The sequence below is a fragment of the Cyclobacteriaceae bacterium genome (assembly GCA_025808415.1).
Taxonomy (GTDB): Bacteria; Bacteroidota; Bacteroidia; order Cytophagales; family Cyclobacteriaceae; genus UBA2336.
In genome coordinates, this window is sequence record CP075525.1 from 3,673,048 (window position 1) to 3,690,361 (window position 17,314).

The 17,314-nt window shown below is 44.8% G+C and carries 31 protein-coding genes; all 31 read right to left on the bottom strand.

All coding sequences use genetic code 11. From position 1 onward, the window contains the following. Positions 1-35 precede the first annotated feature (35 nt). The 31 genes from eno to rplC all read right to left on the bottom strand — a co-directional run bounded on the left by eno (position 36) and on the right by rplC (position 17,224). The gene (gene eno, locus KIT51_16215; GenBank protein UYN86388.1) at positions 36-1,313 is read right to left on the bottom strand and encodes a phosphopyruvate hydratase; all 1,278 of its coding nucleotides are present in this window, start codon (positions 1,311-1,313) and stop codon (positions 36-38) included. Between the two features lie 32 nt (positions 1,314-1,345). Continuing rightward, a complete protein-coding gene (carA, locus tag KIT51_16220) occupies positions 1,346-2,455 on the bottom strand; it encodes a glutamine-hydrolyzing carbamoyl-phosphate synthase small subunit (GenBank protein UYN86389.1) in 1,110 nt (369 codons plus the stop codon). Positions 2,456-2,609: 154 nt separating this feature from the next. Then, complete coding sequence (rplQ, locus tag KIT51_16225; protein UYN86390.1) at positions 2,610-3,134, bottom strand: 50S ribosomal protein L17; 525 nt, start codon at positions 3,132-3,134, stop codon at positions 2,610-2,612. A 5-nt stretch (positions 3,135-3,139) separates the two neighbouring features. Continuing rightward, the gene (locus tag KIT51_16230; protein ID UYN86391.1) at positions 3,140-4,129 is read right to left on the bottom strand and encodes a DNA-directed RNA polymerase subunit alpha; all 990 of its coding nucleotides are present in this window, start codon (positions 4,127-4,129) and stop codon (positions 3,140-3,142) included. Between the two features lie 27 nt (positions 4,130-4,156). Beyond that, positions 4,157-4,762: a 30S ribosomal protein S4 gene (gene rpsD, locus KIT51_16235; protein ID UYN86392.1), complete on the bottom strand. Its 606-nt coding sequence runs from the start codon at positions 4,760-4,762 to the stop codon at positions 4,157-4,159. 72 nt (positions 4,763-4,834) lie between these two features. Beyond that, the gene (gene rpsK, locus KIT51_16240) at positions 4,835-5,230 is read right to left on the bottom strand and encodes a 30S ribosomal protein S11 (GenBank protein UYN86393.1); all 396 of its coding nucleotides are present in this window, start codon (positions 5,228-5,230) and stop codon (positions 4,835-4,837) included. Between the two features lie 30 nt (positions 5,231-5,260). After that, positions 5,261-5,641: a 30S ribosomal protein S13 gene (gene rpsM / locus KIT51_16245; protein UYN86394.1), complete on the bottom strand. Its 381-nt coding sequence runs from the start codon at positions 5,639-5,641 to the stop codon at positions 5,261-5,263. A 49-nt stretch (positions 5,642-5,690) separates the two neighbouring features. Further along, the gene (gene ykgO, locus KIT51_16250; GenBank protein ID UYN86395.1) at positions 5,691-5,807 is read right to left on the bottom strand and encodes a type B 50S ribosomal protein L36; all 117 of its coding nucleotides are present in this window, start codon (positions 5,805-5,807) and stop codon (positions 5,691-5,693) included. Positions 5,808-5,848: 41 nt separating this feature from the next. After that, positions 5,849-6,067, bottom strand: coding sequence for a translation initiation factor IF-1 (gene infA / locus KIT51_16255; GenBank protein UYN86396.1), 219 nt, complete (start codon positions 6,065-6,067; stop codon positions 5,849-5,851). Then, positions 6,046-6,843, bottom strand: coding sequence for a type I methionyl aminopeptidase (gene map / locus KIT51_16260; protein UYN86397.1), 798 nt, complete (start codon positions 6,841-6,843; stop codon positions 6,046-6,048). Before map ends, infA begins: the two co-directional genes overlap by 22 nt. Before the next feature lie 6 nt (positions 6,844-6,849). Further along, positions 6,850-8,169: a preprotein translocase subunit SecY gene (gene secY, locus KIT51_16265; GenBank protein ID UYN86398.1), complete on the bottom strand. Its 1,320-nt coding sequence runs from the start codon at positions 8,167-8,169 to the stop codon at positions 6,850-6,852. Beyond that, a complete protein-coding gene (gene rplO, locus KIT51_16270) occupies positions 8,169-8,618 on the bottom strand; it encodes a 50S ribosomal protein L15 (protein ID UYN86399.1) in 450 nt (149 codons plus the stop codon). Before rplO ends, secY begins: the two co-directional genes overlap by 1 nt. 4 nt (positions 8,619-8,622) lie before the next feature. Continuing rightward, positions 8,623-8,802 carry a 50S ribosomal protein L30 gene (rpmD, locus tag KIT51_16275; protein UYN86400.1) on the bottom strand — a complete coding sequence of 60 codons (180 nt, stop codon included), beginning with the start codon at positions 8,800-8,802 and terminating at the stop codon, positions 8,623-8,625. 5 nt (positions 8,803-8,807) lie between these two features. Beyond that, a complete protein-coding gene (gene rpsE / locus KIT51_16280; GenBank protein UYN86401.1) occupies positions 8,808-9,326 on the bottom strand; it encodes a 30S ribosomal protein S5 in 519 nt (172 codons plus the stop codon). Positions 9,327-9,337: 11 nt separating this feature from the next. Next, entirely contained in the window at positions 9,338-9,688 is a 351-nt protein-coding gene (rplR, locus tag KIT51_16285; GenBank protein UYN86402.1) for a 50S ribosomal protein L18, read from the bottom strand. 33 nt (positions 9,689-9,721) lie between these two features. Then, positions 9,722-10,279 (bottom strand): 50S ribosomal protein L6, encoded by a 558-nt coding sequence (gene rplF, locus KIT51_16290; GenBank protein ID UYN86403.1) that lies wholly within the window; start codon positions 10,277-10,279, stop codon positions 9,722-9,724. Between the two features lie 12 nt (positions 10,280-10,291). Beyond that, positions 10,292-10,690 (bottom strand): 30S ribosomal protein S8, encoded by a 399-nt coding sequence (gene rpsH, locus KIT51_16295; GenBank protein ID UYN86404.1) that lies wholly within the window; start codon positions 10,688-10,690, stop codon positions 10,292-10,294. Between the two features lie 155 nt (positions 10,691-10,845). Beyond that, positions 10,846-11,115 carry a 30S ribosomal protein S14 gene (gene rpsN / locus KIT51_16300; GenBank protein UYN86405.1) on the bottom strand — a complete coding sequence of 90 codons (270 nt, stop codon included), beginning with the start codon at positions 11,113-11,115 and terminating at the stop codon, positions 10,846-10,848. Between the two features lie 9 nt (positions 11,116-11,124). Then, positions 11,125-11,676 (bottom strand): 50S ribosomal protein L5, encoded by a 552-nt coding sequence (gene rplE / locus KIT51_16305; protein ID UYN86406.1) that lies wholly within the window; start codon positions 11,674-11,676, stop codon positions 11,125-11,127. Then, entirely contained in the window at positions 11,676-12,017 is a 342-nt protein-coding gene (gene rplX / locus KIT51_16310) for a 50S ribosomal protein L24 (protein ID UYN86407.1), read from the bottom strand. The genes rplE and rplX overlap by 1 nt, the downstream gene beginning before the upstream one ends. 4 nt (positions 12,018-12,021) lie before the next feature. Then, positions 12,022-12,390 (bottom strand): 50S ribosomal protein L14, encoded by a 369-nt coding sequence (gene rplN, locus KIT51_16315; protein ID UYN86408.1) that lies wholly within the window; start codon positions 12,388-12,390, stop codon positions 12,022-12,024. A 2-nt stretch (positions 12,391-12,392) separates the two neighbouring features. After that, the gene (gene rpsQ, locus KIT51_16320; GenBank protein UYN86409.1) at positions 12,393-12,647 is read right to left on the bottom strand and encodes a 30S ribosomal protein S17; all 255 of its coding nucleotides are present in this window, start codon (positions 12,645-12,647) and stop codon (positions 12,393-12,395) included. Positions 12,648-12,651: 4 nt separating this feature from the next. Further along, complete coding sequence (rpmC, locus tag KIT51_16325; protein UYN86410.1) at positions 12,652-12,846, bottom strand: 50S ribosomal protein L29; 195 nt, start codon at positions 12,844-12,846, stop codon at positions 12,652-12,654. An 8-nt stretch (positions 12,847-12,854) separates the two neighbouring features. After that, on the bottom strand, positions 12,855-13,274 hold the full coding sequence (rplP, locus tag KIT51_16330) for a 50S ribosomal protein L16 (GenBank protein ID UYN86411.1): 420 nt from the start codon (positions 13,272-13,274) through the stop codon (positions 12,855-12,857). A 27-nt stretch (positions 13,275-13,301) separates the two neighbouring features. Then, positions 13,302-14,096: a 30S ribosomal protein S3 gene (gene rpsC / locus KIT51_16335; GenBank protein ID UYN86412.1), complete on the bottom strand. Its 795-nt coding sequence runs from the start codon at positions 14,094-14,096 to the stop codon at positions 13,302-13,304. After that, positions 14,096-14,560 carry a 50S ribosomal protein L22 gene (rplV, locus tag KIT51_16340; GenBank protein ID UYN86413.1) on the bottom strand — a complete coding sequence of 155 codons (465 nt, stop codon included), beginning with the start codon at positions 14,558-14,560 and terminating at the stop codon, positions 14,096-14,098. Before rplV ends, rpsC begins: the two co-directional genes overlap by 1 nt. A 5-nt stretch (positions 14,561-14,565) precedes the next feature. Beyond that, positions 14,566-14,838 carry a 30S ribosomal protein S19 gene (rpsS, locus tag KIT51_16345; GenBank protein UYN86414.1) on the bottom strand — a complete coding sequence of 91 codons (273 nt, stop codon included), beginning with the start codon at positions 14,836-14,838 and terminating at the stop codon, positions 14,566-14,568. Then, complete coding sequence (rplB, locus tag KIT51_16350) at positions 14,838-15,662, bottom strand: 50S ribosomal protein L2 (GenBank protein UYN86415.1); 825 nt, start codon at positions 15,660-15,662, stop codon at positions 14,838-14,840. The genes rpsS and rplB overlap by 1 nt, the downstream gene beginning before the upstream one ends. A 10-nt stretch (positions 15,663-15,672) precedes the next feature. Further along, a complete protein-coding gene (gene rplW, locus KIT51_16355; protein ID UYN86416.1) occupies positions 15,673-15,960 on the bottom strand; it encodes a 50S ribosomal protein L23 in 288 nt (95 codons plus the stop codon). After that, positions 15,957-16,592, bottom strand: a complete 636-nt coding sequence (gene rplD, locus KIT51_16360; protein ID UYN86417.1) for a 50S ribosomal protein L4 — start codon at positions 16,590-16,592, stop codon at positions 15,957-15,959. The genes rplW and rplD overlap by 4 nt, the downstream gene beginning before the upstream one ends. After that, a complete protein-coding gene (gene rplC, locus KIT51_16365) occupies positions 16,592-17,224 on the bottom strand; it encodes a 50S ribosomal protein L3 (GenBank protein ID UYN86418.1) in 633 nt (210 codons plus the stop codon). The genes rplD and rplC overlap by 1 nt, the downstream gene beginning before the upstream one ends. Between the last annotated feature and the right edge of the window lie 90 nt (positions 17,225-17,314).

Below are 17,314 nucleotides of genomic sequence, written 5' to 3' on the forward strand. Positions count from 1 at the left end.
GACCGGGGCTTTTTTGTAACAGTACACAATATGTATTAAAACTTCTTTCCGGGGAAATAGGCTACTTCACCCAATTCTTCCTCAATCCGTATCAACTGGTTATACTTTGCGATCCGGTCAGAGCGGGACGCTGATCCGGTTTTTATCTGGCCGGTATTCAGTGCCACCGCCAGATCGGCAATGGTACTGTCCTCCGTTTCACCCGAGCGGTGCGACATCACACATTTATAGGCATTGCGCTTGGCCAGGTTTACCGTATCAATGGTTTCCGTTAAAGAACCTATTTGATTTACTTTAATCAAAATAGAGTTTCCAATACTTTCATCTATCCCCTTTTGTAAGCGCTTTACATTGGTCACAAACAAATCGTCACCTACCAACTGTACTTTATCGCCAACCTTTTCTGATAGTGCCTTCCAACCTGTCCAGTCATCCTCGGCCATGCCATCTTCCAATGAAATGATCGGGTACTTCTTGATCCAGTTCGTCCAGTATTCAGCCATTTCAACGGGCTTCAACTTCTTACCCGATGATTTTTTGAAGTGATACACTTTAGCTTTTGAGTCGTAGAATTCTGAAGCTGCCGGATCAAGTGCTACGAAAATATCTGATCCGGGTTTGTACCCTGCCTTCTCAATGGCTTGTAACACTACTTCAATGGCTTCTTCGTTCGATTTAAGGTTTGGTGCAAAACCACCTTCGTCACCCACGTTGGTGGAAAGGCCCTTATCGTGTAAAACTTTTTTCAGTGTGTGAAATACTTCGGCTCCCATTTGCAATGCTTCTGAAAATGTATCAGCCCCCACCGGCATCACCATAAACTCCTGAAAGTCGATGGCATTATCGGCATGGCTCCCACCGTTCAGGATGTTCATCATGGGCACCGGAAGTGTGTTGGCATTTACCCCACCGATGTAGCGATAAAGCGGCAGGCCGGCTTCCATGGCAGCAGCCTTGGCAATTGCCAACGATACACCCAATATGGCATTGGCACCCAGTTTACCTTTGTTAGGCGTACCATCTAATTCCAACATAATCTTATCCAGCAAATTCTGCTCGAAAACCGAAAAGCCCACTACTTCAGAAGCAATTTTGGTATTTACATTCTCAACGGCTTTCAACACGCCTTTCCCCATGTATTGCTTTTTGTTGCCATCGCGAAGCTCAACCGCTTCGTGCGTTCCGGTTGACGCACCAGAGGGAACTGCAGCACGGCCATACGCACCGTTGACGGTTACAACATCTACTTCAATGGTTGGGTTTCCGCGGCTATCCAAAATCTGCCGGGCATGAATACTTTCAATTAAAGACATAAGTATTTTTATTTAATAGTTAATGTTTAATGCTAGTTGCCGACCGTCTGCAGTTGTTCCTGCCGTATCATTTCAACAAATTGATCGAACAGGTAACGAGAGTCGTGTGGACCTGGTGAAGCCTCAGGGTGGTACTGAACAGAGAAGGCCTTCTTATTTTTCACACGAATACCCATAATGGTATTGTCATTTAAGTGAAGGTGTGTTACTTCAATGTTGTTATTGCCTTCAATATCCTTTTCGCTTACTGCGAAGCCATGGTTTTGGGATGTCATTTCGCCCAAACCCGTTACCAGGTTTTTAACGGGGTGGTTCAATCCGCGATGGCCATGGTGCATTTTATAGGTTGAGATACCATTGGCCTGGGCCAGTAATTGGTGACCAAGACAAATGCCAAAAACGGGCTTATTGGTTTCAAGAATTTGCTGAACCGTTTTAATGGCGTAATCCATAACAGCCGGATCGCCCGGTCCGTTGGAAAGAAAATATCCGTGAGGCTCCCAGGCTTCTAATGTTGCGAAAGGTGTTTTCGCAGGAAATACTTTTAGGTAACAACCGCGTTCGGCCAGGTTGGTGAGTATGCTTTTCTTGATACCAAAATCTATTGCGGCTATACGAAATGGTGCACCGGCATCGCCAACGGTGTACTCCTTTTTTGTCGAAACCCTTGATGACAACTCCAACCCATCCATGGAAGGCACATTTTTGATTTCGCTTTTCATCTCTTCCGGACTTAGCTCGGATGAAATGAGTGCATTCATGGCGCCTTTGCTTCGGATATAACGCACCAACTTCCGGGTATCAACATCTGAAATGCCGGTTATACCATGCTTTTCCAAATATTGCTGGAGGCTTTCGTTTGAAGTCTTGCGGCTAAACTCTTTTGAAAATTCATTTACCACCAACCCGCTTATCTTTGGCGCTTCTGATTCCTGTTCCGCATCAACAGTTCCGTAATTGCCAATATGGGCCGTAGTGTTAACGATGATTTGGCCAAAATACGATGGGTCAGTATAGATTTCCTGATAGCCCGTCATGCCGGTGTTGAAACAAATTTCCCCGCCCGTGGTACCGGGTTTACCGATCAGGAGGCCTTCCAACAGGAGGCCGTCTTCAAGAAGTAAGTAGGCTTTTTTGCTCACGTGTTTTAGTGGTTTTACAAAAATAAACTTCAAGCGCTTATACCGTGACGAATCCAAAAACTTTTTCGTCACAAACGATTTAGCGGCCTAAACACAAATAAAAAAGGATTGAACTATCGTCCAATCCTTTCGTGTATGGTTACAGAGAATATCACTATTCCTTGTCTTCAGTTTTTTTAGAAGCCTTTTTTGCCGGTTTCTCGGCCTTTTCTTCGGCTACCGGTGCATCAGCTGCTGCTTCCTCGGCTTTCTTGCCCTTGGCCGCACGGCTCCTGCGGGTTTTAGCCTTTTTGGCTGTGCCCTCCTTTTTATAAATATCGTTGAAATCAACTAACTCAATGAGGCACATTTCGGCATTATCTCCCAGGCGCACATCACCCATTTTTATAATGCGGGTGTACCCTCCCGGTCGCTCTGCAGTGCGGGAAGCAACTGTGCCAAAGAGCTCCTTTACAGATTCCTTGTTCTGTAAATATGAGAACACCGTTCTCCTGGAGTGCATGGTATCACTCTTAGCCTTGGTAATAAGCGGCTCAACATACTTACGCAATGCTTTTGCTTTGGCAACCGTGGTGGTGATGCGCTTGCTCAAGATGAGGGAAGAAGCCATGTTTGACAGCAGTGCACTGCGGTGGCTGGCGGTTCTTCCCAGATGGTTTACTTTCTTACCGTGTCTCATTTCAATTAATCTTCTTCAAGTTTATACTTAACCAGGTCCATGCCGAAGGTCAAACCTTTTTCGGCCACCAGTTGCTCCAATTCTGCCAGGGACTTCTTACCGAAGTTCCTGAATTTCATCATGTCGGAAATTTCAAGTTCAACCAAATCGCCCAATGTTTTTACATCCGCTGCTTTCAAGCAGTTGTATGCGCGCACCGACAAATCCAGGTCGTGAAGCGGTGTTTTCAACAACTTGCGCATATGCAAAAGTTCCTCATCAACCTGCTCAACCTCTGCATCCTTACCGGTTTCAAGTTCCATTGACTTATCCGAGAACAGGGCAAAATGCTTGATCAGGATATGCGCAGCGCCTTCAAGGGCTTGTTCGGGATGGATTGAACCATCGGTTTGAATTTCAAGTACCAGTTTTTCATAGTCAGTCTTTTGCTCCACCCGTGTATTCTCCACGCTGAACTTCACATTCTTGATCGGTGTAAAGATGGCATCGATGGGAATGAACCCGAATACCTGTTCAGCCGGTTTGCTTTCTTCGGCAGGCAAGTAGCCCCTACCCTTTTCTATTGTAAGCTCAATTTCAAACTGGGCTGATTCATCCAGGTTACAGATGACATGCTCGGGGTTCAACACTTCAAAAGCAGAAGTAAACTTGGTTATATCACCAGCCTTAAACTGTTTTTGCTTCTTAATATTGATCGTAACTTTTGTGTCGAAGCCGTCTGTGATTTTCTTAAAACGAACCATCTTCAAATTGAGGATGATTTCTGCAACATCCTCTACTACACCTTCAATGGTAGAAAATTCATGCAGCACACCCGGTATTTTTATTCCGGTAATGGCATAACCTTCCAACGAAGACAATAAAATCCTGCGCAAAGCATTACCAATGGTAACACCGTAACCTTTTTCGAGCGGTTTAAAGGTAAAGGTGCCGTGAAAATCATCGGCCTTTTCCATTACAACTTTATCCGGGATCTGAAATGCTAATATTGACATAATGCGTTCTGATTAAAAGGGTTAGAATTACTTCGAGTACAATTCAACGATCAATTGTTCATTGATGTTCTCGGGGATGTCCTGACGGACGGGAATGTGAATAAGTTTCCCTTCCATTTCAGTGGCATCCCACTCAAGCCAGGGATATTTTTTAACACCCTGTATGGATAGGCTGGTGGTGATGGCCTCCAGTGATTTTGATTTTTCGCGAACACCCACCGTATCGCCAGCGCGGAGTGTAAATGATGGAATATTGACCAACTCACCATTTACGGTAATGTGCTTGTGCGAAACCAACTGGCGGGCGGCCCTGCGTGTAGGAGCTATACCTAAACGGTATACTACATTGTCCAGGCGAGCTTCCAAAAGTTGAAGGAGCGTTTCACCCGTAATACCCTTTTTACGCGATGCTTTGTCAAAAAGCTTGGCAAACTGGCGCTCCAACAATCCATAAATGTACTTTGCCTTTTGCTTTTCAGCCAGCTGTACAGCGTATTCAGACTGCTTTCTTTTTTTGCCTTTGCCATGCATACCCGGTGCATAGTTCTTCTTTTGGATAGCTTTATTCTCACCTAAGATGGGCTCTCCAAAACGTCTTGAAATTCTTGCTCGTGGGCCTGTGTATCGTGCCATTTCTGTTTTTATTTTAGATCGTTGAGTCCGGTCAGTAACCTTCGTTCGTCAATCGTTTCAATTTTCTTTAAATTATACTCTTCTCTTTTTAGGAGGACGGCATCCGTTGTGCGGAAGCGGAGTCATGTCCTTAATGGTAGTAACTTCAATTCCGGCAGATTGAATGGTGCGGATTGCTGATTCGCGTCCTGCACCAGGGCCTTTAACAAATACCTCAACTTTGCGCAAACCAAGCTCGAAGGCGCGGGAAGCACAGTCTTGAGCAGCTACCTGGGCAGCGTAAGGCGTGTTCTTCTTTGAACCTTTGAAGCCCATTTTACCGGCCGAAGCCCACGTGATCACCTGACCGGTTGAATTGGTCATGGATATCACGATGTTGTTAAACGTAGCGTGAATATGGGCTTGGCCTATGGCCTCCACCTGTACCACACGCTTTTTGGCTTTATCTTTTCTTTTTTCTGAGGACATTACTCTATTCTATTTTTATATCCAGATCAATTAACCTTTCGTAGCCTTCTTCTTGTTCGCTACTGTCTTACGTTTTCCTTTTCGGGTACGTGCATTGTTTTTAGTTGTTTGTCCGCGAACCGGAAGACCCTTACGGTGGCGCAAGCCACGGTAGCAACCGATATCCATTAAGCGCTTTATGCTCAGTTGAACTTCGGAGCGAAGCGCACCTTCCACCCGGATGCCCTCGGCAATAATGGAACGAATAGCATTAGACTCTTCATCAGTCCAATCCTTTGCTTTTTTGTCCCAGTCTACTCCGGCACCGGTTAAAATCTTTTGAGCGGTCCTTCGGCCAATACCATAGATGTAGGTCAGGCTAATCTCGCCCCTTTTGTTATCCGGTATATCGACACCTTGTATCCTTGCCATGTTGTTAAATTATCGGTTTCAGTTTTTAATGCTTCTCAATAAATGAAGATTACCCTTGTCTCTGCTTGTAACGCGGGTTCTTCTTGTTAATCACATACAACTTGCCCTTGCGCCTGATAATCTTACAATCAGCGCTACGCTTTTTTATGGATGCTTTTACTTTCATTGCTCTGTTGGTTGTTGGGACGCAATTGCTTACGGCCCTATCTATTTATACCTAAATACAATTCTCCCTTTTGTCAAATCATAAGGCGACATTTCCAGTCTTACCTTATCGCCCGGTAGTATTCGGATGTAATGCATCCTCATCTTTCCGGAAATATGCGCCAGTACCTCATGTCCGTTTTCCAACTGAACACGAAACATGGCGTTTGATAATGCTTCCATTATCGTTCCATCTTGCTCTATCGACTTCTGTTTCGCCACTTAAATGAATAATTTTCTTCTATATACTTATGTGTCGTTAACACCTCTGTTTTGTCGTCCCGTATCGCAACCATATGCTCAAAATGGGCTGATGGTTTTCTGTCGGCTGTCCTGATCGTCCACCCATCGCGCTCCTGAACAACATTTTTTGTTCCCATGTTGATCATTGGCTCAATGGCGAAAACCATTCCCGCTACCAGTTTCACACCCTTTCCCCGCTTGCCATAATTCGGAACTTCAGGATCTTCATGAAGGTTTTTACCCACTCCATGCCCTACCAACTCCCGAACCACACCATATCCAAAACTTTCTACATAACTCTGAATGGCATGACTCACATCACCCATTCGGTTACCTGCTTTAGCTTGTTCGATTCCTTTAAACAAGGACTCGTACGTTCGCTCCAGCAGCAGGAGAGTTTTTTCATCCACACCTTCCAACGGGTAGGTATAAGCTGAATCGCTATGAAAACCTTTATAGTAAACTCCACAATCAATGGCTACTACATCTTTTTCACGCAACTCATAGTTGCCAGGAAAACCATGTACAACCACTTCGTTTACTGAAATACAAAGTGAAGCAGGAAAGGAACCATTGTAATTCTTGAAGGATGGAACCCCTCCATGATCACGGATAAATTCTTCTGCCACTTTATCCAGCACCGAAGTTTTCACTCCAGGTTTTACCAGCTTCGCTATTTCACCATGGGTTTTGCCCAATATGAGGGCGCTTTCCTTGATGATTTGGATTTCCTCTTCAGTCTTTAAGTGGACCATCCAGCACTAAGCCGCAGCAAATTGAGAACGACCTTTTACACGACCTGATTTCATCATGCCTTCGTAATGACGCATCAACAGGTAACTTTCAATCTGCTGTAATGTGTCGAGGATAACCCCTACCATAATCAGCAATGATGTGCCACCATAAAACTGTGCGAAATTCTGACCGACACCAGCCCGCACTGCAAAAGCAGGAAGGATAGCAACGATCACCAGGAACAATGCACCCGGAAGTGTAATTCTTGATAAAACTGTATCGATAAATTCAGCAGTTTGCTTGCCCGGTTTAATACCTGGCACAAAACCACCGTTACGTTTCAAGTTATCGGCAATGTCATTGGAGTTAATCGTGATTGCCGTGTAAAAGAATGTAAAGATCAGGATTAACGAGCCGAACAGTAAATTGTACTGCCATGAAGTAAAGTCAGAGAATGTAGAGCCAATGTAAGCCCCAATATCGCTGTCCCTCCAAATACCCGCTAATAATGCAGGGATAAACATTAACGCCTGGGCAAAAATGATGGGCATAACACCGGCAGAATTTAATTTCAACGGAATGAAATCACGCTTACCGCCATAGAGTTTGTTGCCAATAACTTGTTTGGCGTATTGTATAGGAATCCTGCGTGTGGCCTGAGTCAACATGATTACACCCATCACCACAAAGAACAATGCCAGCAATTCAATAATAAATAGCAAGGCTCCCTGCATGCCTCGGTTATTCACGGCCTCATCAATAATCGCTCCCGGGAAACGGGAAACAATACCAATCATAATAAGCATAGAGATACCGTTGCCAATACCTTTGTCGGTAATGCGTTCACCCAACCACATGCAGAACATCGTGCCGGCAATCAGGATAACGATTGAGGAAACATAGAAAAACAATCCGGGGGATGTAATCGCTTCAGTAGGAATAGTTCCACGAATGTATCCGTACGACTGAAAGCCCGTAATGAAGATTGTTAAAACGCGGGTAATCTGATTTAGGCGCTTACGACCCGATTCGCCCTCCTTTTGCATTTTTTGAAAATACGGTACAGCAAAACCCAGCAATTGCACGATAATAGATGCCGAGATATAGGGCATTATACCCAATGCAAAAATAGAGGCCCTGCTGAAGGAACCACCTAAGAATGTGTTCAATAAATCGAAAATGCCACCAGATACCGCATTCTGTGCAAGAATGACCGGATCAACGCCCGGCAGCACGATAAATGAACCAAGCCTGAAAATGATCAGGAAACCCATGGTGTTAAGAATCCTCACCCTTAGGTCCTCAATCGAAAAAATATTCCTTATGGTAGTAAAGAACCGCTTCATTATTGTTTTACTGGGGTTGCAGATCCTCCAACTTTTTCAATTGCCTTTACGGCAGTATCGGAAAAAGCATGGGCCTGTACGTTCACTTTTGATTTCAACTCTCCTCTTCCTAAAACCTTTACTTTGTCTGTTCTGCCGATAATACCGTTATCAATTAATGTTTGTATGGTAATGTCAGCGGCTTTGATTTTTTCAGACAGTGTTTCAAGAACATCAAGGTTTACTGCTTTGAAGTATACCTTGTTATTGTTCTTAAAGCCAAACTTGGGCACCCTGCGCTGCAAAGGCATCTGTCCACCTTCAAAACCGAACTTTTTAGAATAGCCTGAACGGGATTTGGCACCCTTGTGTCCGCGGCCAGCAGTGGTACCACCAGAACCTTGTCCGCGTCCTAAGCGCTTATTCGTTTTAACCGAACCTTCGGCAGGTTTTAATGTATGTAACTTCATGGTATTAAAGTTCTGTTACCGTAATCAAATGGTTGACTTTGCTTATCATACCGGCAATCTGTGGAGTCAACTCCACTTCAACCGATTTGTTAACCTTTCCCAAACCCAGTGCACGCAATGTGCGCTGCTGGCGCTCAGGTCGTTTTATATCACTTCTTGCTTGTGTAATCTTTACCTTAGCCATTGCTCTTATCCGTTAAAAACCTTGGACAATGATACTCCTCTGTTTTTTGCTACCGTAAATGCATCACGCATGTTTGTAAGCGCATTAAAGGTTGCCTTAACCACGTTGTGCGGGTTAGATGATCCTTTCGATTTCGCCAATACATTGTGAATACCTGCACTTTCCAGCACAGCACGCATAGCACCACCGGCAATAACACCTGTACCAGGCGAAGCTGGCTTAAGCAGCACAAGACCTCCACCAAACTTACCAATAGCTTCATGGGGTACAGTTCCTTTTGAGATCGGAACTTTCACCAAATGCTTTTTGGCGTCATCAATTCCTTTGGTGATGGCATCGGTTACTTCATTGGCTTTACCCAATCCGTACCCAACCACACCGTTGCCATCGCCAACCACTACAATAGCTGCGAAGCTGAACCTGCGTCCACCCTTCACTACTTTCGCTACGCGCTCAATGGCAACGACTTTCTCTTTCAGATCAATTTCGCTCGCCTTTACTGTGCTGATGTTGCTAACTGACATATCTTAATTTCTTAGAATTTCAAACCACCTTCCCGTGCACCTTCGGCCAGGGCTTTTACATTACCATGATATAAGTATCCGTTTCGGTCAAACACGATATCACTGATGCCGGAAGCAAGAGCCCTTTCGGCAATCTTTTTCCCTACATTCCTGGAGTTCTCCATAGTAAGTCCGGTTTTCTTACCCAAATCGTTCACCGATGCTGCAGCAAGGGTTACACCCTTTACATCATCAATAATCTGGGCGTAGATACCCGTGTTGCTTCTGAAGACAGATAGCCTGGGCCTTTCTGTTGTACCGGAAATCTTCTTCCGTACACCCTGCTTTATTCTTGATCTTCTTTCTCTGTTCTTGCCTGCCATAGGAAATGGTTTTCTATGATGCTTATTCAATTATTATTTAGCAGCTGCTTTACCAGCTTTTCTGCGTACCTGCTCACCCGTGAAGCGAATACCTTTTCCTTTGTAAGGCTCTACTTTACGTAATGATTTGATTTTAGCAGCAACCTGTCCGATTAACTGCTTGTCAATTCCTTCGAGGATAATGGTAGGGTTGCTACCTTTTTCCTGAACGGCCTGTACTTTTAATTCGTTGGGTATTGCCAGGAAGATACTGTGTGAGTACCCTAAACTTAATTCAAGTACATTAGACTGAGCCGTGGCCTTGAAGCCCACACCAACCAATTCAAGCTGCTTCTTGTAACCATTCTTAACGCCCTCAATCATGTTGGCAATTAAAGCACGGTACAAACCATGCATGGCTTTATGGCGCTTTTGTTCGGTAGGCCGTTCAACGATCAATTGACCATCTTCTTGCTTGATCATAAAATCGGCATCAATGACCTGGGTCAGTTCTCCTTTAGGGCCTTTTACAGAAACCGTATGGTTGTCTTTGTTAAAATTAACGGTAATTCCCTGGGGTAATGCTATGGGTAGTTTTCCTATACGTGACATGGCTTCAATCGATTAATACACGTAACACAATACTTCACCACCCACATTCAATTTGCGGGCTTCTTTATCGGTAACTACACCGCGCGATGTTGAGATGATGGCAACACCAAGTCCATTCATTACGCGAGGCAGTGCACCGGTGCTGGCATACTTGCGCAAACCGGGCGTACTTATCCGTTGCAATTTGGTGATTGCCGACTCACGTGTCTCGGGGTTGTACTTCAAGGCAATCTTGATAGTACCCTGAGGGGTGGGGCCATCCTCAAACTTATAGTTTAGAATGTATCCTTTGTCGAATAACACCTTGGTTATTTCCCTTTTCAGGTTGGACGCAGGGATTTCCACCACCTTTTGGTTGGCTTTGATTGCGTTCCGCAACCTTGTCAAATAGTCTGAAATAGGATCAGTCATTTTTTCTATTTCTTTATGCTCATTTTAAAAAAGCAAGCCCGTTCTTTTAAACGGGCTGCAAAGATACCTAACAATTTCTGTTATCCAAACTGTTACCTGGTTTCGCTTACACGACCTTGGTACTCAGCAACCTAATATGTATTTCTAGCGCTGTTTTACCAGCTAGCTTTGGTCAAACCGGGGATTTTACCCTCAGAAGCCATTTCGCGCAGGACGTTCCGGCATACACCAAACTTCCCAACATAGCCCTTCGGGCGGCCTGTAAGCTTGCACCTGTTTTTCAGGCGCACCGGTGATGCATTGCGCGGGAGCTTGTCCAACGCAACATAGTCACCAGCCTCTTTCAGGGCCTTGCGCTTGGCGGCATATACCGCTACAAGCTTCTCTCTTTTGGTTTGCCTCGCAATTACAGATAATTTAGCCATAGCAAATTTTTAGTTCTTATTAGCAAACGGCATCCCGAATGCTTTTAGCAGTTCATAACTTTCCTCGTCTGTCTGTGCCGTGGTGACAAACGTAATATCCATACCACTGATCTTGTTCACCTTATCAATTGATATCTCAGGGAAAATGATTTGTTCCTTTACGCCTAAGGTGTAGTTTCCACGACCATCAAAGCCTTTAGGGCTTATGCCACGGAAGTCACGTACACGAGGAAGTGCAATGCTCATTAAACGATCAAGAAACTCGTACATCTTATCACCGCGCAGGGTAACCTTTACACCAATTGGCATGTTTTCACGCAACTTAAAGTTGGAGATAGCCTTTTTGGATATGGTGGACACTGCTTTTTGACCAGTGATGGCCGTGATTTCTTCCAATGCAACATCAATCAGCTTTTTGTCAGTTACGGCAATGCCCATACCCTTGTTGATGCTGATCTTTTCGATTTTAGGAACCTGCATAACAGACTTGTACTGGAACTTCTCTTTCAAAGCCGGTACAATTTCCTTCACGTACTTTTCTTTTAATCTTGGAGTAGCCATTATTTTATAAATTCTCCTGTTTTCTTTGAATAGCGCTGCAACTTACCCTTGTCGTTAAGCTTTCTTCCAACGCGGGTTGGATTGCCACTTGCCGGATCAATCAACATTAAGTTGCTGATGTGCAAGGCTGCCTCGGTTTTCTTGATTCCGCCCTCAGGTTTACCTGCGGAGGGCTTTTCATGCTTTGTAACAATATTGATCCCCTCAACGATCGCCCGGTTCTTCATTACCTGAACTTCCAATACTTTTCCGGTTTTGCCTTTATCGTCCCCGGCAATAACCTTCACGGTGTCGCCCTTGCGAATGTGAAGTTTTGGCTGCTTGTTAAACTTTCTTTCCATGGTATTAAATCACTTCAGGTGCCAATGACACAATTTTCATAAACTGCTTCTCACGAAGCTCGCGGGCTACCGGTCCAAAAATACGGGTGCCGCGGGGTTCATCCTGGGCGTTCAACAAAACGGCTGCATTATCTTCAAAGCGAATGTAAGAACCGTCCTTTCGCCTGATTTCTTTGGTTGTTCTAACAACTACAGCGCGCGATACAGTACCCTTTTTTACCTGGCTTGAGGGCATGGCTGATTTTACAGTAACCACGATTTTGTCGCCCACGGTTGCATAACGCTTGCTGCTGCCGCCTAACACATGCACGCAGAGTACTTCTTTAGCACCGCTGTTATCTGCAACAGATAGTCTTGACTCGGTTTGTATCATAATTACTTCGCTTTTTCGATGATCTCAACTAATCTCCAACGCTTTAACTTGCTCAACGGACGGGTTTCTGCAATACGCACGGTATCGCCAATGCCTGCTTCGTTTTTCTCGTCATGCGCCATAAACTTGGTTGTTTTATGAACAAACTTTCCATAGATCGGGTGTTTTACTTTCCGATCCACAGCAACGGTAATGCTCTTCACCATTTTATTGCTCACCACTTTACCAATACGCTCTTTTCTTAGATTCCTTTCCATAGGACTATTTTTGAAGTTCTTTAGCTCGTAGTTCGGTATTCAGCCGGGCTATGAGTTTCCTTGTTTCCCTTATCTTCATCGGGTTTTCAATAGCTGAAACCTGATGCGCGAATTTCATTTTGCGCAATGCTTCCTTTTCGCTGCCAATTTTTTCACGCAGCTCCACCACGCTTAAATCTTTTATCTCGTTGCTCTTCATGGCTTTAACTATTCTACGTAATCCCTTCTAACAGTGAACTTGGTTTTGATGGGCAACTTGCCTTCTGCCAAACGCAAGGCCTCTTTCGCAGTAGCCATGTTTACACCGCCTGCTTCAAAAAGAATCGTACCTGGCTTGATAACCGCTACCCAGTATTCGGGTGCGCCTTTACCTTTACCCATACGAACTTCGGCAGGCTTTTGTGTAATGGGCTTATCCGGAAAAATGCGAATCCAAACCTGGCCTTCGCGCTTCATAAAACGCGTAACGGCAATACGGGCAGCTTCCAGTTGGCGAGAGGTGATCCATCCACCCTCCAGGCTTTTAAGGCCAAAGGATCCAAATGCGATGGTATGTCCGCGTGTGGCCATGCCCTTCACGCGCCCCTTTTGCATTTTTCTAAACTTCGTACGTTTCGGTTGTAACATTGCTACCTTACTTTATACTTCTTAATACTATCGTTTCTCTCTACGGTTTTCTCCTCCGCGTCCACCGCGGTTTCCGCCACGGCCTTCGTTGGGCCTTCTTCTTCCTCCGCGATCGCCACCTCCACGCTCATTACCTGTAGTGCTTTGGTTACCGGCAGCGTTGCTAACAATACCTACGTTAGGCGACAAATCACGCTTGCCATAGACCTCACCTTTAAAAATCCAAACTTTGATACCGATTTTTCCGTACACAGTTTGCGCTTCAGAAACAGCGTAGTCAATATCTGCACGTAACGTGTGCAAAGGAATTCTTCCTTCTTTGTACTGTTCGGTACGTGCCATATCGGCACCTGCCAAACGGCCTGAAACTTTAATTTTTATACCCTCGGCACCAACCCTTATGGCTGAAGCAATGGCTTGCTTCATGGCACGCTTATACGAGATACGGGCTTCGATTTGTTGTGCGATTGATTCACCTACCAGCTTGGCATCCAATTCAGGACGCTTGATTTCGTAAATATTGATCTGAACATCTTTACCGGTAATTTGCTTCAACTCCTCCTTAATCTTATCTACTTCAGTACCACCTTTTCCGATAACTACACCTGGGCGTGCAGTATGGATGGTTAGCGTGATGCGCTTTAATGTGCGTTCGATAACTATTTTGGCGATGCCGCCTTTAGGAATACGGGCATTTATGTACTTCCTGATCTTCTGGTCTTCTACCAATTTATCAGAGAAGGTATTACCACCGTACCAGTTCGAGTCCCAACCCCTAACGATACCTAAGCGAAATCCTACAGGATTAATTTTCTGTCCCATTATTCCTTTGTTTCTTTTTCAGTTGTTACTACTTCAGCATTTTTTAAACTGTCCAACACAAGGGTTACGTGGTTTGAACGCTTGCGCACCCGGTGGGCCCTGCCTTGCGGGGCTGGACGAAGCCTCTTTAAAATCCGGCCTCCGTCAACCCAAATATCTTTTACAAACAGATCAGCTTCTTCAAGTTTTGTTTCCTGGTTTTTGTTTTCCCAGTTGGCAATAGCTGAAAGAAGAAGTTTCTCCAGTTTAAATGAACCTACTTTAGGCTCGTATTTCAATATATTGAGAGCCTTGCTAACACGTTCACCACGGATCAAATCGGCAACAAGCCGCATTTTGCGCGGGGATGTAGGCACATTTTTTAGCTTGGCTACCACAGGGCCGGTTTTAGCGGCTTCCTTTTTGGCATCGCGCTTCTCTCTTTTTAAAACTGACTTTTTAGTCTTTTTCGCTACAGCTTCCATGATTACTAAGCTTCTTTTCTATTACCGGAGTGACCTTTAAATGTGCGCGTTGGTGCAAATTCACCAAGTTTATGGCCTACCATATTTTCGGTTACGTAAACCGGTATAAACTTATTTCCATTGTGAACCGCAAACGTATGGCCGATCATTTCTGGGGTTATTGTTGACCTGCGCGACCATGTTTTGATCACGGATTTCTTACCAGACTTTTCGGTTGCTTCCACCTTCTTGAGCAGACGGAAATCGCAATACGGTCCTTTTTTAATCGAGCGTCCCATTATTTTTTCCTCCTGGATATAATTTGTCGATCTGAATATTTCTTCGGGTGACGAGTTTTCTTACCCTTGGCAATTAAGCCCTTGCGTGAACGTGGGTGTCCTCCGGATGCACGTCCTTCACCACCCCCCATCGGGTGATCAACCGGGTTCATGGCAACGGCACGGGTACGAGGGCGTTTACCCTTCCACCGCGTACGACCAGCTTTACCTACGCTTTCATTCATGTGATCAGCATTGGATACTGACCCAACAGTTGCCTGGCATACCTCCAACACGGTACGCATTTCACCAGAAGGCATTTTTAATGTTGCCACGCCATTTTCGCGGGCCAACAGTTGTACGAATGAACCTGCACTGCGGGCAATTGCCCCGCCTTTGCCAGGCTTCAACTCTACATTATGCACAACTGTACCTAAAGGAATTTTAGAGAGCGGCAGCGCGTTTCCAACCTCGGGCGCCACATCGGCACCAGCTACTACCTCTTGCCCAACTTTTAAACCTGAAGGAGCAATTATATAAGACTTGGCACCATCAGCATAGAATAGCAAAGCTATGCGTGCTGAACGGGTTGGATCATATTCGATTGATTTAACGGTTGCCGGTACACCGGATTTGTCGCGTTTAAAATCGATAACACGAAGCTTCTGCTTATGTCCACCGCCAATATAGCGCATGGTCATTCTTCCGTTATTGTTTCTTCCTCCGGTTTTTTTCCGTGTATTCAACAAAGATTTCTCCGGCTTCGATGAGGTTATGTCATCAAAAGAAGGAGCGAGTCTGTGTCGCGTTCCTGGTGTTACCGGCTTTAATTTTTTCAACGCCATCGCTCAAAAATTATACGTTGCTGTAAAAATCAATTACTTCTCCTTCAGCCAGTGTTACAATGGCCTTCTTATAATTAGGCTTGCGGCCTGTAAGCACACCAGCTTTGGTGTAACGGGATTTTTGTTTACCCATTACGCGCATGGTGTTTACCTGCTCAACCGTTACGCCATACTGTTTTTCAACAGCTTTCTTTATTTCAACTTTGTTGGCTTCAATGTCTACAAGGAAGCCGTATTTGCCCTTTTCATTCAAAGCAGATACCTTTTCAGTAACCAGGGGCTTCTTTAGTACGCTCATGATTCTTTGTTTAATAGGTTTTCAACCTTGCTTACAGAGCTCTCTACAAAAATTACGTTGTCGGCATTCATCACATCATAGGTATTGATTTGATCGGCCGTGGTGATTTTTGCATTTTTTAAATTCCGTCCGGATAACACAACATTCTTACTCGCTTCAGACAAAACCAGCAAGGTTTTCTTGTCGCTAAGTGATAGTGCATTAAGCAGGTTAATGTATTGCTTGGTCTTCGGGGCTTCAAAATTGAAATCCTCCAGAACGGCAATGGCATTATCTTTAGCCTTGTAGGTAAGTGCAGACTTACGTGCAAGGTCTTTTACTTTCTTGTTTAGCTTAAATGAGTAGTCGCGGGGCTGTGGGCCAAACACACGTCCACCACCTTTAAACTGAGGGTTTTTAATATTACCTGCACGCGCTCCGCCTGTACCCTTTTGCTTTTTGATCTTCTTGCTGGATCCGGCAATCTCGTTACGTTGCTTGGATTTGTGTGTTCCCTGGCGCTGGTTAGCGAGGAAACTCTTTACATCCAGATAGATGGCATGATCATTAGGTTCAATGGCAAACACGGCATCGGAAAGATTCACTTTCTTACCGGTTTGCTCTCCACTATATTTTACGATGCTGACTTCCATTACTTCTGTAGGATTATAGTTGAGTTTTTAGCTCCTGGAACAGAGCCACTAACAACAATCAGATTTTGGTCGGGCATTATTTTTACAACCTGAAGGTTTGTAACCTTTACACGATCGTTACCCATGCGGCCTGCCAAACGTTTTCCTTTTGGTACACGTGAAGCAAACGAAGCATTACCCATTGAACCGGGTGCGCGCAAGCGGTTGTGCTGGCCGTGGGTAGCTTCACCCACACCACTAAAGCCGTGACGCTTTACAACACCCTGAAAACCTTTACCTTTTGAGGTACCTACGGCATCCAGGAAGTCACCTTCCTTGAAAACATCCTGAACGCGAACTTCCTTGCCAAGCTCGATGAATCCGTCAAATTCTTTACGGAAGTCGCGAAACTCAATAATGTTACGCTTGGGAGTTGTGTTGGCCTTTTTTACATGACCAAGGTGAGCGCGTGTAGAATTTTTTTCCTTCTTCTCACCAAAGGCTAACTGAACGGCACGGTAGCCATCAGTTTCTACGTTTTTTACTTGTGTGACTACGCAGGGACCTGCTTCGATAACCGTACAGGCAATATTTTCGCCTTGCGGTCCGTAAACACTGGTCATTCCTACTTTTCGTCCTATAATTCCAGGCATGGTTGAAACCTTTTTATGCTGTTTTTCAGGATTTTGCGCCATCTTGACGCAAAAAGGACTGCAAAGATATGAGATAAAGGGTAGTTAACA

Coding starts and splice junctions, on each gene's coding strand:
- rplC (UYN86418.1), bottom strand. CDS start 17,224: ATGCCTGGAATTATAGGACGAAAAGTAGGAATGACCAGTGTTTACGGA.
- rpsK (UYN86393.1), bottom strand. CDS start 5,230: ATGTCCTCAGAAAAAAGAAAAGATAAAGCCAAAAAGCGTGTGGTACAG.
- rplW (UYN86416.1), bottom strand. CDS start 15,960: ATGAGCGTACTAAAGAAGCCCCTGGTTACTGAAAAGGTATCTGCTTTG.
- rpsD (UYN86392.1), bottom strand. CDS start 4,762: ATGGCACGATACACAGGCCCACGAGCAAGAATTTCAAGACGTTTTGGA.
- rplO (UYN86399.1), bottom strand. CDS start 8,618: ATGAAGTTACATACATTAAAACCTGCCGAAGGTTCGGTTAAAACGAAT.
- rplV (UYN86413.1), bottom strand. CDS start 14,560: ATGGAAGCTGTAGCGAAAAAGACTAAAAAGTCAGTTTTAAAAAGAGAG.
- rplD (UYN86417.1), bottom strand. CDS start 16,592: ATGGAAGTCAGCATCGTAAAATATAGTGGAGAGCAAACCGGTAAGAAA.
- rplB (UYN86415.1), bottom strand. CDS start 15,662: ATGGCGTTGAAAAAATTAAAGCCGGTAACACCAGGAACGCGACACAGA.
- ykgO (UYN86395.1), bottom strand. CDS start 5,807: ATGAAAGTAAAAGCATCCATAAAAAAGCGTAGCGCTGATTGTAAGATT.
- rpmD (UYN86400.1), bottom strand. CDS start 8,802: ATGGCTAAGGTAAAGATTACACAAGCAAGAAGTGATATAAAACGACCT.
- rplP (UYN86411.1), bottom strand. CDS start 13,274: ATGTTACAACCGAAACGTACGAAGTTTAGAAAAATGCAAAAGGGGCGC.
- rpsM (UYN86394.1), bottom strand. CDS start 5,641: ATGGCAAGGATACAAGGTGTCGATATACCGGATAACAAAAGGGGCGAG.
- rpmC (UYN86410.1), bottom strand. CDS start 12,846: ATGAAGAGCAACGAGATAAAAGATTTAAGCGTGGTGGAGCTGCGTGAA.
- rpsH (UYN86404.1), bottom strand. CDS start 10,690: ATGACTGATCCTATTTCAGACTATTTGACAAGGTTGCGGAACGCAATC.
- rpsQ (UYN86409.1), bottom strand. CDS start 12,647: ATGGAAAGGAATCTAAGAAAAGAGCGTATTGGTAAAGTGGTGAGCAAT.
- KIT51_16230 (UYN86391.1), bottom strand. CDS start 4,129: ATGTCAATATTAGCATTTCAGATCCCGGATAAAGTTGTAATGGAAAAG.
- rpsS (UYN86414.1), bottom strand. CDS start 14,838: ATGGGACGCTCGATTAAAAAAGGACCGTATTGCGATTTCCGTCTGCTC.
- rplF (UYN86403.1), bottom strand. CDS start 10,279: ATGTCACGTATAGGAAAACTACCCATAGCATTACCCCAGGGAATTACC.
- secY (UYN86398.1), bottom strand. CDS start 8,169: ATGAAGCGGTTCTTTACTACCATAAGGAATATTTTTTCGATTGAGGAC.
- rpsN (UYN86405.1), bottom strand. CDS start 11,115: ATGGCTAAATTATCTGTAATTGCGAGGCAAACCAAAAGAGAGAAGCTT.
- rpsE (UYN86401.1), bottom strand. CDS start 9,326: ATGTCAGTTAGCAACATCAGCACAGTAAAGGCGAGCGAAATTGATCTG.
- eno (UYN86388.1), bottom strand. CDS start 1,313: ATGTCTTTAATTGAAAGTATTCATGCCCGGCAGATTTTGGATAGCCGC.
- rpsC (UYN86412.1), bottom strand. CDS start 14,096: ATGGGACAGAAAATTAATCCTGTAGGATTTCGCTTAGGTATCGTTAGG.
- rplR (UYN86402.1), bottom strand. CDS start 9,688: ATGGCAGGCAAGAACAGAGAAAGAAGATCAAGAATAAAGCAGGGTGTA.
- rplN (UYN86408.1), bottom strand. CDS start 12,390: ATGATACAAACCGAGTCAAGACTATCTGTTGCAGATAACAGCGGTGCT.
- rplQ (UYN86390.1), bottom strand. CDS start 3,134: ATGAGACACGGTAAGAAAGTAAACCATCTGGGAAGAACCGCCAGCCAC.
- rplX (UYN86407.1), bottom strand. CDS start 12,017: ATGGAAAGAAAGTTTAACAAGCAGCCAAAACTTCACATTCGCAAGGGC.
- rplE (UYN86406.1), bottom strand. CDS start 11,676: ATGGCTACTCCAAGATTAAAAGAAAAGTACGTGAAGGAAATTGTACCG.
- map (UYN86397.1), bottom strand. CDS start 6,843: ATGGTCCACTTAAAGACTGAAGAGGAAATCCAAATCATCAAGGAAAGC.